The organism is Virgibacillus chiguensis, from assembly GCF_900129865.1.
In the GTDB taxonomy this organism is placed as follows: Bacteria; Bacillota; Bacilli; order Bacillales; family Amphibacillaceae; genus Virgibacillus; species Virgibacillus chiguensis.
In genome coordinates this window covers 284,658-299,181 of record NZ_FQXD01000001.1, presented here as the reverse complement: position 1 = coordinate 299,181, position 14,524 = coordinate 284,658, and the positions used below count along the sequence as shown (strand labels likewise).

At 36.1% G+C, this 14,524-nt stretch carries 16 protein-coding genes; all 16 read left to right on the top strand.

From position 1 onward, the window contains the following. The first annotated feature begins 89 nt into the window (after positions 1 to 89). The 16 genes from deoC to glyQ all read left to right on the top strand — a co-directional run bounded on the left by deoC (position 90) and on the right by glyQ (position 14,524). Positions 90 to 758, top strand: coding sequence for a deoxyribose-phosphate aldolase (deoC, locus tag BUB45_RS01570; RefSeq protein ID WP_073004485.1), 669 nt, complete (start codon positions 90 to 92; stop codon positions 756 to 758). A 136-nt stretch (positions 759 to 894) separates the two neighbouring features. Then, the gene (rpsU, locus tag BUB45_RS01565; RefSeq protein WP_019377991.1) at positions 895 to 1,071 is read left to right on the top strand and encodes a 30S ribosomal protein S21; all 177 of its coding nucleotides are present in this window, start codon (positions 895 to 897) and stop codon (positions 1,069 to 1,071) included. Positions 1,072 to 1,085: 14 nt separating this feature from the next. Next, the gene (locus BUB45_RS01560; protein ID WP_073004484.1) at positions 1,086 to 1,535 is read left to right on the top strand and encodes a GatB/YqeY domain-containing protein; all 450 of its coding nucleotides are present in this window, start codon (positions 1,086 to 1,088) and stop codon (positions 1,533 to 1,535) included. A 414-nt stretch (positions 1,536 to 1,949) separates the two neighbouring features. Next, complete coding sequence (locus tag BUB45_RS01555; RefSeq protein ID WP_073004482.1) at positions 1,950 to 3,284, top strand: NfeD family protein; 1,335 nt, start codon at positions 1,950 to 1,952, stop codon at positions 3,282 to 3,284. An 83-nt stretch (positions 3,285 to 3,367) separates the two neighbouring features. Next, a complete protein-coding gene (gene floA / locus BUB45_RS01550) occupies positions 3,368 to 4,363 on the top strand; it encodes a flotillin-like protein FloA (RefSeq protein WP_073004480.1) in 996 nt (331 codons plus the stop codon). Positions 4,364 to 4,391: 28 nt separating this feature from the next. Continuing rightward, positions 4,392 to 4,916: a hypothetical protein gene (locus BUB45_RS01545; protein WP_073004478.1), complete on the top strand. Its 525-nt coding sequence runs from the start codon at positions 4,392 to 4,394 to the stop codon at positions 4,914 to 4,916. A 328-nt stretch (positions 4,917 to 5,244) separates the two neighbouring features. Continuing rightward, the gene (yqfC, locus tag BUB45_RS01540) at positions 5,245 to 5,553 is read left to right on the top strand and encodes a sporulation protein YqfC (RefSeq protein ID WP_170861686.1); all 309 of its coding nucleotides are present in this window, start codon (positions 5,245 to 5,247) and stop codon (positions 5,551 to 5,553) included. Then, positions 5,537 to 6,745 carry a sporulation protein YqfD gene (yqfD, locus tag BUB45_RS01535; RefSeq protein WP_073004476.1) on the top strand — a complete coding sequence of 403 codons (1,209 nt, stop codon included), beginning with the start codon at positions 5,537 to 5,539 and terminating at the stop codon, positions 6,743 to 6,745. The genes yqfC and yqfD overlap by 17 nt, the downstream gene beginning before the upstream one ends. A 2-nt stretch (positions 6,746 to 6,747) precedes the next feature. After that, entirely contained in the window at positions 6,748 to 7,722 is a 975-nt protein-coding gene (locus BUB45_RS01530; RefSeq protein ID WP_073004475.1) for a PhoH family protein, read from the top strand. A 278-nt stretch (positions 7,723 to 8,000) separates the two neighbouring features. Continuing rightward, positions 8,001 to 10,148, top strand: coding sequence for an HD family phosphohydrolase (locus tag BUB45_RS01525; RefSeq protein ID WP_342068335.1), 2,148 nt, complete (start codon positions 8,001 to 8,003; stop codon positions 10,146 to 10,148). Beyond that, the gene (gene ybeY, locus BUB45_RS01520; RefSeq protein ID WP_073004473.1) at positions 10,149 to 10,619 is read left to right on the top strand and encodes an rRNA maturation RNase YbeY; all 471 of its coding nucleotides are present in this window, start codon (positions 10,149 to 10,151) and stop codon (positions 10,617 to 10,619) included. It abuts the gene before it with no gap. Continuing rightward, a complete protein-coding gene (locus BUB45_RS01515) occupies positions 10,609 to 10,971 on the top strand; it encodes a diacylglycerol kinase family protein (protein ID WP_084723501.1) in 363 nt (120 codons plus the stop codon). The genes ybeY and BUB45_RS01515 overlap by 11 nt, the downstream gene beginning before the upstream one ends. 390 nt (positions 10,972 to 11,361) lie before the next feature. Continuing rightward, positions 11,362 to 12,264: a GTPase Era gene (gene era, locus BUB45_RS01510; RefSeq protein ID WP_073004470.1), complete on the top strand. Its 903-nt coding sequence runs from the start codon at positions 11,362 to 11,364 to the stop codon at positions 12,262 to 12,264. 168 nt (positions 12,265 to 12,432) lie between these two features. Beyond that, positions 12,433 to 12,576 carry a YqzL family protein gene (locus BUB45_RS01505; protein WP_073004468.1) on the top strand — a complete coding sequence of 48 codons (144 nt, stop codon included), beginning with the start codon at positions 12,433 to 12,435 and terminating at the stop codon, positions 12,574 to 12,576. A 38-nt stretch (positions 12,577 to 12,614) separates the two neighbouring features. After that, positions 12,615 to 13,358, top strand: a complete 744-nt coding sequence (recO, locus tag BUB45_RS01500; protein WP_073004466.1) for a DNA repair protein RecO — start codon at positions 12,615 to 12,617, stop codon at positions 13,356 to 13,358. A gap of 287 nt (positions 13,359 to 13,645) precedes the next feature. Then, entirely contained in the window at positions 13,646 to 14,524 is an 879-nt protein-coding gene (glyQ, locus tag BUB45_RS01495; RefSeq protein ID WP_073004465.1) for a glycine--tRNA ligase subunit alpha, read from the top strand.

Genomic DNA, 14,524 nt, shown 5'->3' with positions numbered 1-14,524 from the left:
AGTTTCAAGTCATTAATAGATTTCTTGCATAAATAATGCTATATTAGTGAAGAGGTACGTACAACTAAGTGAAGAAGGGAAGATTTTAATTGGAAAATTTAGCAACATACATTGACCATACGCAATTAAAGCCTGACACTACAAAAGAAAAAATAGCTCAAATTGTAAAAGAAGCGAAGGAGCATCATTTTGCATCTGTCTGTGTAAATCCATATTGGGTTGCTTACTGTTATAATGAGTTAAAAGCAACACAAGTAAAAGTTTGCACCGTCATTGGCTTCCCGTTAGGAGCAACTACTACATTTTCTAAAGTGGCAGAGACAAATAAAGCGATTGAAGATGGAGCTACAGAAGTAGACATGGTTATCAATATTGGTGCTTTAAAATCAGGAGATAAGCAAACAGTTCTAAATGACATAGAAGCAGTTGTGCAAGCAGCAAGTGGCAAAGCCCTTACGAAGGTTATTATTGAAACATCTTTGTTAACAGATGAGGAAAAGGTAATTGCTTGTCAACTAGCCAAACAAGCAAAGGCTGATTTTGTTAAGACATCGACAGGTTTTTCTGGTGGCGGAGCAACTGTGGAAGATATTCGTTTAATGCGAGAAACTGTAGGGCCAGATATGGGAGTAAAGGCTTCTGGTGGAGTTCGAGATTTAGCAACAACGAAAGCAATGATAGAAGCAGGTGCAACAAGAATTGGCGCAAGCGCTGGTGTGGCTATTTTAAACGATGAACAAGGAGATAGCACATATTAATATGCATAAATTAATGGTTATTTGGAAACAATCAGTTGACCAAAATAAAGTATTATATTATACTTTAAAAAGCATGTGAATTGAAAGTCATATGCTAGTACAATCTGTTTTGTGCTTCGGAGGGAGGGAAATTAGCATGTCAAATACAACTCGCGTTCGTAAAAACGAGTCTCTTGAAGATGCTCTTCGTCGCTTTAAGCGTAGTGTATCCAAAAGTGGTACATTGCAAGAATATCGTAAGCGTGAACACTACGAAAAACCAAGTGTGCGTCGCAAAAAGAAATCTGAAGCTGCTAGAAAGCGTAAATTCTAAAGAGGGTGTAATCAGTGACATTACTCGAAACATTAAACCAAGATATGAAGCAGGCGATGAAGAACAAAGATAAACAAACCCTTAGTGTGATTCGCATGGTAAAAGCTTCTATTCAAAATGAAACCATTAAACTTGGAAAAGACTCATTATCAGAAGACGAAGAAATTTCGATCTTGTCGAGAGAAGTAAAGCAAAGAAAAGATTCCCTCCAAGAATTCAAATCAGCGAGTCGCGATGATCTTGTTCAACAAGTTGAATTAGAATTAGATATTCTGCAAACATATATGCCAAAACAGCTTACGGATGAAGAGCTGGAGGCAATAGTTAAATTAACAATTGAAGAAGTGAACGCAACTTCCAAAAAAGATATGGGAAAAGTAATGAGTGCAATTATGCCAAAGGTTAAAGGTAGAGCAGATGGCTCACAAATTAACAAACTTGTACAAAAACAGTTAAGTAACTAAAAAAAAGACCCTAGTCAAAAGATTGATTAGGGTCTTTTGTTACTAAAACAGCCTATTTTAATTGAACGTAATGAAATAACGATGTGCTTTTAGCTCATGACCTTCCTCTCATCTTCTTTTGTAATCGTTTAGGAAACAGCCTTTTTTTCATCATATAAGTACCGCTTTATACTTGTGCAAATTTAACGCTTATTCCTATTATTATCCACATGTCTTTGTAATATGATTTTTCCATTCTTGCACGTATACTCTTATTATAGGAAATTCGGTTGGAATAGCAATGGAATGTAACTTACATAATAGATAGTATAAAACGTTTATTTATGATATATTTTAATAAATTTGGGTGAATTGAAACCTTTGCACTTCAAATTCCGTATAGACATGATACATCATTGAAGGAGGTGAACGAACATGACTGCTAAAAAAGTGTATACATATATTTTTGTTTTATGCGTGTTTTTAGTCACTATATTCAATGTTGGTGCTGGCGTAGATGCTAATACCGCCAGTCATAAAACAGTCCATATTATCCCAATAGAAAAAGAAGTAGAAAGAGGCCTGCAGGCATTTTTAGATAGAGCGACCGAAGAAGCATTAGAAGAAGGCACTGATCATATTATTTTTGAGATTAATACACCAGGAGGAAGAGTAGACTCGGCTGGAGAAATTGCTACGATTTTACAGGACTTAGATGTTCCCACTACTTCATTTATTGTGAATCGTGCTTTATCAGCGGGCTCTTACATTGCTTTAAATACAGATACAATATATATGCGTCCCCAAGCAACTATGGGAGCTAGTGGTGTCATCACATCAGATGGTAATGCAGCTAATAAAAAAGCCCAATCTGCTTGGATAGCCTCCATGAAGAGTGCGGCTGAATCAAAAGGAAGGGATCCTCAATATGCGATGGCTATGGCTGATGAGTCTATTGATCTTCCGGAACTAGATGCAGGGAAGGGTAAGTTTCTAACTTTAGGTCCATCACAGGCATTAGAAGTAGGGTATTCAGAAGGTACTGTTGATAATAGGGAAGAGTTATTGCAACAATTGAGTTTAGAGAACGCAACAGTTATGGAAAAAGAGCCAACATTAGCAGAAGAAGTAGCTAGATTTTTAACAAATCCCGTAGTCATCCCAATTTTACTATCTATTGCTAGTTTAGGGCTTGTTGTAGAACTGTATTCACCTGGATTCGGTGTAGCTGGAATTATGGGACTTATTTCGCTTGTATTATTTTTCTATGGACATATTGTGGCTGGTTTAGCTGGTATGGAAGCAGTTATCTTACTTATATTAGGCATTGGACTCATTATCGCAGAGTTTTTTGTGCCTGGTGGTATATTAGGTTTAATTGGTGCAGGTGCGATTATTGGCTCGTTATTTATGTCAGGATATGATATAGGTCATATGTCGTTAAGTATAGGAATTGCATTCTTATTATCATTAATTGTTTCTATTATTCTTTTCAGAAGAATGGGTATGGATAAAGGGATTTTCAGACATATTATACTTAAAGATCAAACAACAACGGAGCAAGGATACGTATCTTCAGTAAATCGCTTAGAATTAATCGGTTTAGAAGGCATTACCGTTACTCCACTTCGCCCTTCTGGTACAGCTGTATTTGATCAAGAACGTCTGGATGTAATTTCAGAAGGTCGATTTATTGATGGAAATAAAAAAGTTAAAGTTGTAAAAGTAGAAGGTGTACGTATAGTAGTACGCGAAATAAAGGAGGTTTAACTTCTATTCGTGTGGAAAGAAAGATTCAGGCGAATGGTTAGTTTAACTATATAATTTAATTATAGTAATGAGGAGGAAAATACATGGATTTAGAGAGCTTAATGCCGTTAATAATTATCGCAGTTATTTTAATTGCAGTAGCTATTTTATTTACTTTTATTCCAGTTATGCTATGGATTAGTGCTTTAGCAGCAGGAGTGAAAGTAGGTATCTTTCAATTAGTTGGAATGAGACTTCGTCGCGTAGTTCCAAATCGAGTGATTAATCCACTTATTAAAGCACATAAGGCTGGGTTAAATGTTAAAACAAATCAACTGGAGAGCCATTATTTAGCTGGTGGTAATGTCGATAGAGTGGTAAATGCATTAATTGCAGCGCATCGTGCGAACATTGAACTGCCATTTGAACGAGGAGCAGCGATTGATTTAGCGGGACGTGATGTATTAGAAGCAGTTCAAATGAGTGTTAATCCAAAGGTAATTGAAACCCCGTTTATTGCTGGTATTGCTATGGATGGAATTGAAGTGAAAGCAAAAGCTAGAATAACCGTTCGTGCTAATATAGATCGCTTAGTAGGTGGTGCTGGTGAGGAAACGGTAATAGCTCGTGTGGGAGAAGGTGTTGTAAGTACCATTGGTAGCTCACATGCTCATACCGAAGTATTAGAAAACCCAGATTCCATTTCACATAATGTACTAAATCGAGGCTTAGATGCTGGTACGGCTTTTGAAATACTATCCATTGATATTGCAGATGTTGATATTGGCAAGAACATTGGTGCCATTTTACAAACGGATCAAGCTGAAGCGGATAAAAACATTGCCCAAGCAAAAGCCGAAGAGCGTCGAGCAATGGCAGTTGCTCAAGAACAAGAAATGCTTGCTCGAGTGCAAGAGATGCGTGCAAAAGTAGTTGAAGCAGAAGCAGATGTACCACTTGCTTTAGCTGAAGCTTTACGTTCAGGTAACCTTGGTGTGATGGATTATATGAACTATAAGAACATTGATGCTGACACAGATATGCGTGATTCTATTGGCAAGTTATCTGAAAATGGGAACGATGATCATGAGCAAAATTAATTGCAAGCAGTAAAGGAGGAGTTACTATATGGAAGGACTCTTCGAAGCTATTTTTAGCAATGGGTTTATTATTTTGGCAGCAATCGCTGGAATCATCGGTTTTTTTAAAGATTCCTTTAATAAAGATACAGATAAGGAAAATGAACGAAGAACGAAACCGAATAAGCCCGTTCCTCCTTTCGGTGGAGGAGCTACAAAGGTAGGCAGCCAGCCTACTAAACGTCCTGAACGAGAAGGAGGGTCTATATCAGCAGCATCGGCTTCTGAGCAAAAACAACGCCAAATGGACCAATTAGCTGAGCAAATGGGAGCTGATTTGCAAGAGCCGATAGAAGACCTAGTCCGACAAGTACAATCTGTTCAAAGCCAGAGGCAAGTGACAGAAGGGCATTTGCAGAAGCAAAAAATGAAGCGGCAAGTTGCAAATAACTTTACACGAGAAGGGCTGATTAATGGCATTATTATGTCCGAAGTACTAGGGAAACCTAGAGCCAAAAAACCATATCGTAGTGTTGTTTCGGAGCAAATAAAAATGAAGCAGATAAATGAATGAAAACGATAAATATATGCTGTAAGTCTAAATGCATTATAACAAGAGAAAAATGTAGACGTAACATGACGGTTTGAAATGATAAGAGCCAATTGTACTTTTGAATAAGTGCAATTGGTTTTTTCTTTGTCTAGGAAATTATAAAATTTTGCAGCTATGGATAAACTAACTAATTTATTTAGCCACGTCCGGCGCAAGCGCCCAGCAACTAGGCGACTTCACTCCATTGCCTTACGCTAAGTCATCATCGGTTCGTTTTAAAAAGGTTTCTTTTCCATGTTCTTAATCAAATGAAAGAAACATAAATATATAGGTGAGAGGGGGCTGCATTGTGAAAAAATGGCAACAACAATTTAGACCATGGTTAACGAAGTATTTTGCACTTCCTTCAGATGTGTTATTGGAACTACCAAGAATTACAGTAGTTGGACAATTACATGTTTATATTGAAAATCATAAGGGTTTGGAAATCTATTCGGATACAGAGTTAAAACTAAAGTCGAATAAAGGATATGTTCGCATTTCTGGTTCAGGTTTTGTTTTAAAAAGAATGCTACCCGAAGAAATTTTGTTAGAAGGTATGATTAGAGATATAACCTTTATTCCAGATGGAGGTACAGGATATGACGCAAAAGAATAAATTACATATGGCTGGTGCTGTGAGTATCATTGTAACAGGTGATAGACCGGAAATGTTTTTTCAGCATTGTGCTAGTTATGGCATTCAAATATGGGACGTAGTAAAATTAAATCAACAGTCATGCAAGGGAACGATAGTCCTTAAGGACGTTAAGTATATAAAAAAATTACGGAAGAATACGAATTATAAAATTAAATTTATTGACCGTAAAGGATTTCCATTTTTCTTTCGTCGCTATTTAAGGAAAAAAGAATTAATACTTGCTTTTATTCTAAGCACCTTGCTTCTTTTTACACTATCTAATATTATATGGGATGTGGAAATAACTGGTGTACCGAAAGATATTGAAGAAAAGATAGATAGACAATTAGAACAATATGGTATCCACCCAGGATCATGGATATTTTCTATTGACTCCCCAAAACGTATACAACAACAATTATTACATGATGTACCTGAATTACTATGGGTTGGCATAGATCAAAAGGGGACAACCTTCCACTTAGAAGGTGTAGAAAAAATAGTAGTAAAAGAAGAAGAAAACCCAGAACCAAGAAACTTAATTGCTGCTAAAAAAGGAATTATTAAGAAAATGTATGTTTCACAAGGAGTTCCAAAAGTAAATATTCATGATTATGTGGAGAAAGGCGACCTATTAGTATCGGGAAAAATGGATGATGGAGAAGAAGCAAAGGAAGAAGGGAAGAAAGAAGTAAAACATGTTGCAGCGGCTGGGGAAATCACGGCGTTAACTTGGTATGAAGTTAAAGTAAGTGTGCCATTAAAGGCAAATACAGAACAATTAACAGGAGAACAAGAAAATAAATACCATCTAAGTTTTGGAAATTTCAAACTGCCAATTTGGGGCTTTGGCTCATCGGACTTTGAAAATACGCAACAGGAACAGGAAGAATCAAACCTTCGCTTTTTAAAGTGGAAATTACCTATAAAAATAATTGAAACTAACATCCATGAAAAAACGTATAAAGCAGTAGAGAGAACAAAAAAAGAAGCAATTGAGGTAGGTATTAAACAAGCGAAAGAACAATTAAAACTAGAACTTGGAGAAGCGGAGGTCTTATCTGAAAAAATTTTGCATCAATCTACAGAGAATGGTAAAGTTAAACTAAACTTATATATGAGTGTTGAAGAAAATATTATTGATACACAACCTTTACGTCAAGGAGATTGAATATGCCGGAAAATTTAACAGCAGTCGACTTACAATTAAATAGTCCAAAAGAAGCTTTAGCACTATTTGGTAATAACGATAAATACTTGCATCAATTAGAAGAAATGCTTCAAGTTTCTATTATAACGAGAGGAGAGCAGATTCATGTATCTGGTGTTACAGATACGCTTAACCTCGTTCAGGATGTCTTACAAGCACTGCTCTCCGTTATTCGTAAAGGGTTGACCATTACAGAAAGAGATGTCGTTTATGCGGTTGAACTTGGAAAAAAAGGGAAAATAAATCAATTCGAAACTTTATTTGAAGATGAGATTACCAAAAATGTAAAAGGAAAATCCATTCGTGTTAAAACACTGGGGCAAAAAAAATATATCTCTGCAATTAAAGCAAATGATCTCGTCTTCGGAATCGGCCCAGCTGGTACGGGAAAAACGTATCTAGCTGTCGTAATGGCTGTTCATGCACTTAAGAATGGCTATGTGAAAAGGATTATATTAACTAGACCAGCTGTAGAGGCAGGAGAAAGTTTGGGTTTTCTTCCTGGTGATTTAAAAGAAAAGGTAGATCCTTATTTGCGACCGCTATATGATGCTTTGCATGATGTTTTAGGGACAGAGCATACGATGCGGCTGATTGAAAGGGAAACGATTGAAATAGCCCCGTTGGCCTATATGCGAGGGAGAACGCTTGATGATGCCTTTGTTATTTTGGACGAAGCACAAAATACGACCCCTGAGCAAATGAAAATGTTTTTAACGAGACTTGGTTTTGGATCAAAAATGGTGATTACTGGGGACATAACGCAGATTGACTTACCAAAAGGTGTGCAGTCAGGTTTAAGGGTCGCAAGTCATTTATTAAATGGGATAAAAGGAATGGATTTTGTTTATTTAGAGCAAACAGACGTCGTTCGACATCCTCTTGTGCAACGAATCATTGATGCGTATGATAAAAATAGCCATCATCGTAGTGAATAAGAAAATGATAATAAAGCTAACTTTTTGTTTTCACTTTAGGAAAGCAAAAAGTGAACCTTCAATTAATGAGGGATTGTCTCATACTTAGTAACTCAAGAGTATGATCTAAAGATCTCTTAAGAAAACTGTGACCTCCCACTTCCATACTTGAAGTGGGAGTGTTGCAGCACCTTTTATCTCGTATAAAAAGCCATTTTTTTAATGGTTACGACAGATTTGGTAGATAGCAAAGCATATAGGCATTTTTAATTTTGCCCATTAGAAAGGAAGAGAGAGCAGTGGATAAGAACAAATACAATCCGCGTACTTGGTTTTCATTTACAAAACGTTTCAATAAATGGGGCATGATTATAGCTGCTTCTCTTTTACTAAGTGTGTTTTTCTTTCTAATCATGATTGACAATATACAGACGGAAACCTATGAGATAGAGAGGTTTAGTAGAGCTAAAGAAACGATTCGTTCTCCAGTTACGATAGAAAATGAGCAAGAAACAGAGCGTAAAATACGAGAAACGGTCCAAGCTGTAGAGGATAGATACAATATTGATCAAGAAATTACAGATGAGCGTATGGCGTATACGAAAGAAATTTTTGACGCAATCACTAATTTGGGAGAAGAACTTAAAGACACGCAACAAAATAAGGAAGCCTCCGATACGGCTCCTATTTCTGAGCAAGAAAAAGTGCAACAATTAAAGCAAATTTTGTCTGAAGAAATACAAAAAGGAGTCAGTGATGACTCGCTGTCTCAGCTTATTCAAGTACCTAAAGAGGAACGGGAAAAAGGTGAGAAATTTTTCTTGGAAATTTTGTCTAAAACGTTGAATAATGGTGTGCGAACAGAAAATACACAAAGCGCTATTTCAAATATGCAACAAGAAATTAAGTATTCAGATTTAGATGCTGACATGAGAGAAGTTCTGACTCGGTTAAGTGAGTTTGCGGTGGTCGAAAATTCATTCTTTGATGTGGATAAAACATCTACTGCTCGAAAGGAAGCGGCTAGCAATGTTGAGCCTGTTGTAATTAGAGCGGGAGAAATCATTGTTCGCGAAGGACAAACGATTACGAATGAAGTTTATAAAAAACTAGACTTGGTTGGAGTTCTTGATAAAGAGCGGAATTTCTTTCCAGGAATTGGATTGGCTATACTTGTCTTGCTACTAGGAAGTGCAATAGCTCATGAAATGAATTGGCTTGATAGAAAAGAGCGCTTAAATACTGCAAAAGTTACTGCAATTGTTGTTATTAGTATCATGGCAGTTGCTTTAATGAAAATAGTAAGCATTTATACAACGCAAATAAACCAACTCTTTTACGTAATGCCTATAGCTATGGGGGCTTTGTTACTAAAACAATTAACACATGAACGTTCTGCAATCATTTTTAGTACGCTGTTTGCGATTTTAGGAAGTGTTATTTTCAATCATCAAATTCCTGGTTCTTTAAATGTGGAAGCAGGTATATACTTTTTGCTCTCCCAATTGGCAGCCGTCTTCTTCCTGAAAAATGTCAAAGATAGACTTGCAGTTATGAAGGCTGGATTAGGGATCGCGGTTATTAATATTATGGTTGTATTATTATTTATATTTCTCTCTTTTGAGAAATATGCATGGGGAGATATGTTACTACAATCATCTTTCGCAGCAGCATCTGCATTCCTGTCAGCTGTACTTACCATTGGATTGTTACCTTATTTTGAGGCTGCTTTAGGGATTTTATCAGATATTAAATTACTACAATTATCAAGCCCAAATCATCCATTACTAAAGAAATTATTAACGGAAGCTCCTGGTACATATCACCACTCCGTGATGGTGGCTAACTTAAGTGAAGCTGCTTGCGAAGCAGTTGGAGCAAATGGGTTACTTGCAAGGGTTGGTGCTTATTATCATGACCTAGGTAAGACGGTACAACCTCATTTTTTTATTGAAAATCAATTGGCAATTCAAAACCCTCATGACTTTATTGAGCCAAATGAAAGTGCTAAAATAATAATTAGTCATCCCTATGATGGAGCTGAAATGTTGAAAAAACATCGGCTACCACAAGAAATTATTGATATTGCTAAACAGCATCATGGCACTTCTTTACTGAAGTATTTTTATTACAAAGATAAAGAACAAAATAAGGAAGTGGAAGAAGCAACGTATCGTTATCCTGGCCCTAAACCACAAACGAAAGAGGCGGCTATTGTTAGTATATGTGATTCAGTAGAAGCCGCAGTTCGTTCACTACAAGAGCCTACAGAACACAAAATAGAAGAAATTGTTACATCTATTATTCAGGATAAATTAGTAGACGGGCAGTTCGATGAATGTCCGATTACTTTACAAGAGTTGAATAAGATTCAACAAATAACTTGTAGCACATTGAAAGGGATATTTCATTCGCGTATTCAATATCCCATGGAGGAGGCAAACTAAATGTATATTGACTTTCATGATGAAACAAATTCAGTGGAAAGTGATTATATTGATCTAATTCAACGGTTGATTACATTTGCTGCTAAAGAAGAAGGTGTAACGCCACAAGGTGAAGTATCCATTAATTTCGTTACGAATAAAGAAATTCAAGAACTAAATCGAAACTATAGGCAAAAGAATAGTCCTACAGATGTCCTGTCGTTTCCTATGCAAGAACTTGGAGAAGGCGAAGAAGAAATAAATATATTAGACGAAAATCTCCCCGTGCTGTTAGGTGACATTGTGATATCTGTGGATAGAGCAAAAGAACAGGCAAAAGAGTACGACCATTCTTTGGAAAGAGAATTAGCCTTTCTAGCGTTACATGGCTTCCTTCACTTATTGGGATATGATCATATAGCGAAAGTAGATGAAAAGGTAATGTTTGCGAAACAAGAAAAAATCTTAGGTGCGTTTGGAATTGAAAGATAAAAAACGACTGGTTGGTTTTTCTTTTGCATGGCAAGGTATAAAGTTTGTTGTCAAAAATGAACGTAATTTTCGAGTGCACTTATGTGCTGCAATTGTAGTCATATTGGCTGGTATCATTTTAAACATAAATATCACCGAGTGGAGTATTATCTTACTTTTGATTGGGAATGTGTTTATAACAGAAATGCTAAATACGGTCGCAGAAAGAATAATTGATTACGTAAAACCAGATGTTCATCCTGCTGCAAAACAAATTAAAGATGTGGCTGCTGGATCGGTCCTTATAGCAGCGATCATTGCTGTAATAGTAGGTTGTTTTATTTTTATTCCAAAAGTAGCTGGGCTTATGTAAAAACGAAGGGGAACCGTTTGCGTTAACTTTTAGATTGTCACACTTTATCGCGTCGGGATAGTAAATGAATTTCATGTTCATGCTTGTTGCCGCAGTTTAGCTGTGGCTTTTCTTGTTTTAGTCAGTCTATAGATACGTTAATAAATGAATTTATTTACTTCTTACATGACATGCTATGTAGTGAATGAAGTAGTTGTATACAAGGATATCCTTGCTGTTTTGAAATTTGTCCTACAAATCCTTTCACTTTCACATAACGGTCTTAAAAAGATTGTCAAAAACAAAAAAGTGACATAAAAAATATTAAAGCTTTTGTCGAATACCATGAAACGAAAGTTGTTTTATAGTATGATATGAATAAAATATGTAAGATTTTTCGGAGGCAACCAGATGGAAAAACAATTTAAATCAGGTTTTATAGCTATTATCGGTAGACCAAATGTTGGAAAATCAACGTTTATGAATCAGGTGATCGGGCAAAAAATAGCTATTATGAGTGATAAACCCCAAACAACGAGAAACAAAATCCAAGGTGTACTGACATTGTCAGACGCGCAAATGATATTTATAGACACACCAGGTATCCATAAACCGAAACATCAGCTCGGCGATTTTATGGTGAAAACCGCTATAAATACATTAAATGAGGTCGATGCCATTTTATTTATGATTAATGCAGAGGAAGGGTATGGAAAAGGAGATCAATACATTTTAGATAGACTGCAAAAGGTAGATAAGCCTGTATATTTAATTGTAAATAAGATTGATCTTGTACACCCTGATAAACTACTCCCATTAATTGATCAATATAAAGATAAACATGATTTTACAGAAATTATTCCTATATCTGCTTTGCAGGGGAATAATGTAAAACATTTGTTAGCAGTGCTTAAAGATCAATTGGCAGAAGGCCCGCAGTATTATCCAGAAGATCAAATTACAGATCACCCTGAACGTTTTATTATCAGTGAGTTAATTCGTGAAAAAGTACTGCAATTTACGAAAGAAGAAGTTCCTCATTCGATAGCAGTTGTTATTGAGAATATGGAACAACGCAATCATGGTAAAGTTCTTATTCAAGCAACTATTGTAACCGAAAGAAAAACGCAAAAAGGCATTCTTATTGGGAAACAGGGAACGATGCTTAAGAACATCGGGAAAGCAGCCCGTAAAGATATTGAAAATCTGCTTGGTACAAGCGTGTACCTAGAACTATGGGTAAAAGTTAAAAAAGATTGGAGAAACAAGCAAAGCCAACTTCAAGAATATGGTTTCAGCAGAGATGATTATTAAAAAATTCGTTTTCAGTACCCTTTTGCTGTAATTTTGCTAAAAAATAATATGAGAGTTATTTATAATTCCTCATACATGGTAAATATTTATACTCATTTGTTTTGCTCTTGTGGTCATTCTAAGTAGTAAGTTACATTTTCAACATTTAAAAGAAAGGTGGGGTTTCTTGTGATCGATCTAACCTGGAAGTTATTTAGTCAAACGGGAAACATTGAAACCTATTTAATCATGAAAGAGTTAGAAAATGAACAAAACCTTCAAGAATTAGGACAACAAGATGAGAAAAATGAAACTCCGATAAAAACGAAATGATAAGTGAATGCAGTTCTTTAGAGAAAGGTGACGCTTAATTGTTAGAAAAAATACAAGGTGTCGTATTGAAAACACGTGACTATGGAGAGAGTCATAAAATCGTTACAATATTTAGTAGGAAATTAGGAAAGCTCTCTGCGATTGCTAAAGGAGCAAAAAAACCAAAAAGTAGAATGGCTGCTGTAACGCAGCCATTCATCTATGCTGAATTTCTTATGTATGTCAATAAAGGGTTAAGCACGATACAACAGGCAGAAATTATTGATTCTTTTCGCCCCATACGTGAAGATATTAAAAAAACAACTTACGCAGCATATCTTGCTGAACTTACAGATAAATTAGTCGAGGATAAACAGCCAGATGGATTTATTTATGAACAATTTTTTCAAACAATGGAGTGGATTAATAGCAAAGAAGAGGCTGATATCCCCTTAATGATGTATGAATTGAAATTATATAAAAAAGGCGGATTTGCACCCACGGTAGATTGTTGCAGTAGCTGTCAAAGTGTAACGCCTCCGTTTGTGTTTTCTATTCAAGAAGCTGGTTTACTGTGTGCATTATGTAGAAGTATGGATGAGCGAGCTATTGAATTACCAAAAGGAGTGGTTAAATTATTATTCATCTTTGCAACGGTTGATTTGCAACGCGTATCAACCATTTCAGTAAAGGAACAAAATAAACAGTTGCTTAGGGATTTGTTAGACCATTATTATGACCATTATGGTGGTTACCTTCTTAAATCAAGAAAGCTATTAAAACAGATGGATCTATTGAAATGAGTTGACAGCAAAGAATGTTTCGCTTATTATTCATACATAGATGATCATATATGGAATGAATACAAGGATGAAGAAGAGTACTTTTGCACGCTTTCCATAGCGAGCTCAGGATGGTGAAAGCTGAGCGATAGGGGTAAGAGGAAAGGAACTTCGGAGTATTTCTAATAAAGGTGGCTTTCATAAGCAAATAGGGTGGAACCGCGGCTTAACACCCCGTCCCTATGTCTTGACTATAGACATAGGGACGGGGATTTTATATTGTACTACTGTATATGGAGGAAAAGATGATGAATATTCAAGAGATGATCTTAACTTTGCAAAATTATTGGTCAGAGCAAAATTGCATTCTTATGCAAGCATATGACGTGGAAAAGGGAGCGGGTACAATGTCACCAATGACATTGCTGCGTAGTCTTGGACCTGAACCATGGAACGTTGCTTATGTAGAACCATCAAGACGCCCTACAGATGGCCGCTATGGTGATAACCCAAACAGGTTATACCAACATCACCAATTTCAAGTTATTATGAAACCTTCTCCAGATAATATTCAGGAGTTATACTTAGGTTCTCTAAGAAAATTAGGGATTGATCCACTTGTTCATGATATACGATTTGTAGAAGACAACTGGGAAAACCCAACCTTAGGTGCAGCTGGTCTTGGCTGGGAAGTTTGGCTTGATGGGATGGAAATTACACAATTTACGTACTTTCAGCAAATCGGAGGATTAGAGGCAAATCCTGTTGCTGTAGAATTAACATATGGAATTGAGCGTCTCGCTTCGTATATTCAAGATAAAGATAATGTATTTGATTTAGAATGGACAAATGGCGTGACAGTTAAAGACATCTTTTATCAACCGGAATATGAACATTCCATGTATACATTTGAAACATCTAATACGGAAATGTTATTTGAGCTTTTTACCAAATATGAGCAAGAAGCTAAAGATACAATGGAAAAAGGGTTAGTATTTCCTGCTTATGATTACGTTCTTAAATGTTCTCATACATTTAATTTGTTGGATGCCAAAGGTGTCATCTCTGTAACAGAACGTACCGGCTATATTACAAGAATTCGTAACTTAGCAAGAGGTATTGCTAAAGCGTATGTGGCTGAAAGAGAACGACTTGGCTTTCCGATGTTAAAAAGGGAGGAACAATAA

Excerpts from the sequence above, each read along its gene's own strand:
- BUB45_RS01545 (WP_073004478.1), top strand. The coding sequence starts at position 4,392 with ATGGAAGGACTCTTCGAAGCTATTTTTAGCAATGGGTTTATTATTTTG.
- yqfD (WP_073004476.1), top strand. The coding sequence starts at position 5,537 with ATGACGCAAAAGAATAAATTACATATGGCTGGTGCTGTGAGTATCATT.
- era (WP_073004470.1), top strand. The coding sequence starts at position 11,362 with ATGGAAAAACAATTTAAATCAGGTTTTATAGCTATTATCGGTAGACCA.
- floA (WP_073004480.1), top strand. The coding sequence starts at position 3,368 with ATGGATTTAGAGAGCTTAATGCCGTTAATAATTATCGCAGTTATTTTA.
- BUB45_RS01555 (WP_073004482.1), top strand. The coding sequence starts at position 1,950 with ATGACTGCTAAAAAAGTGTATACATATATTTTTGTTTTATGCGTGTTT.
- ybeY (WP_073004473.1), top strand. The coding sequence starts at position 10,149 with ATGTATATTGACTTTCATGATGAAACAAATTCAGTGGAAAGTGATTAT.
- glyQ (WP_073004465.1), top strand. The coding sequence starts at position 13,646 with ATGAATATTCAAGAGATGATCTTAACTTTGCAAAATTATTGGTCAGAG.
- BUB45_RS01530 (WP_073004475.1), top strand. The coding sequence starts at position 6,748 with ATGCCGGAAAATTTAACAGCAGTCGACTTACAATTAAATAGTCCAAAA.
- rpsU (WP_019377991.1), top strand. The coding sequence starts at position 895 with ATGTCAAATACAACTCGCGTTCGTAAAAACGAGTCTCTTGAAGATGCT.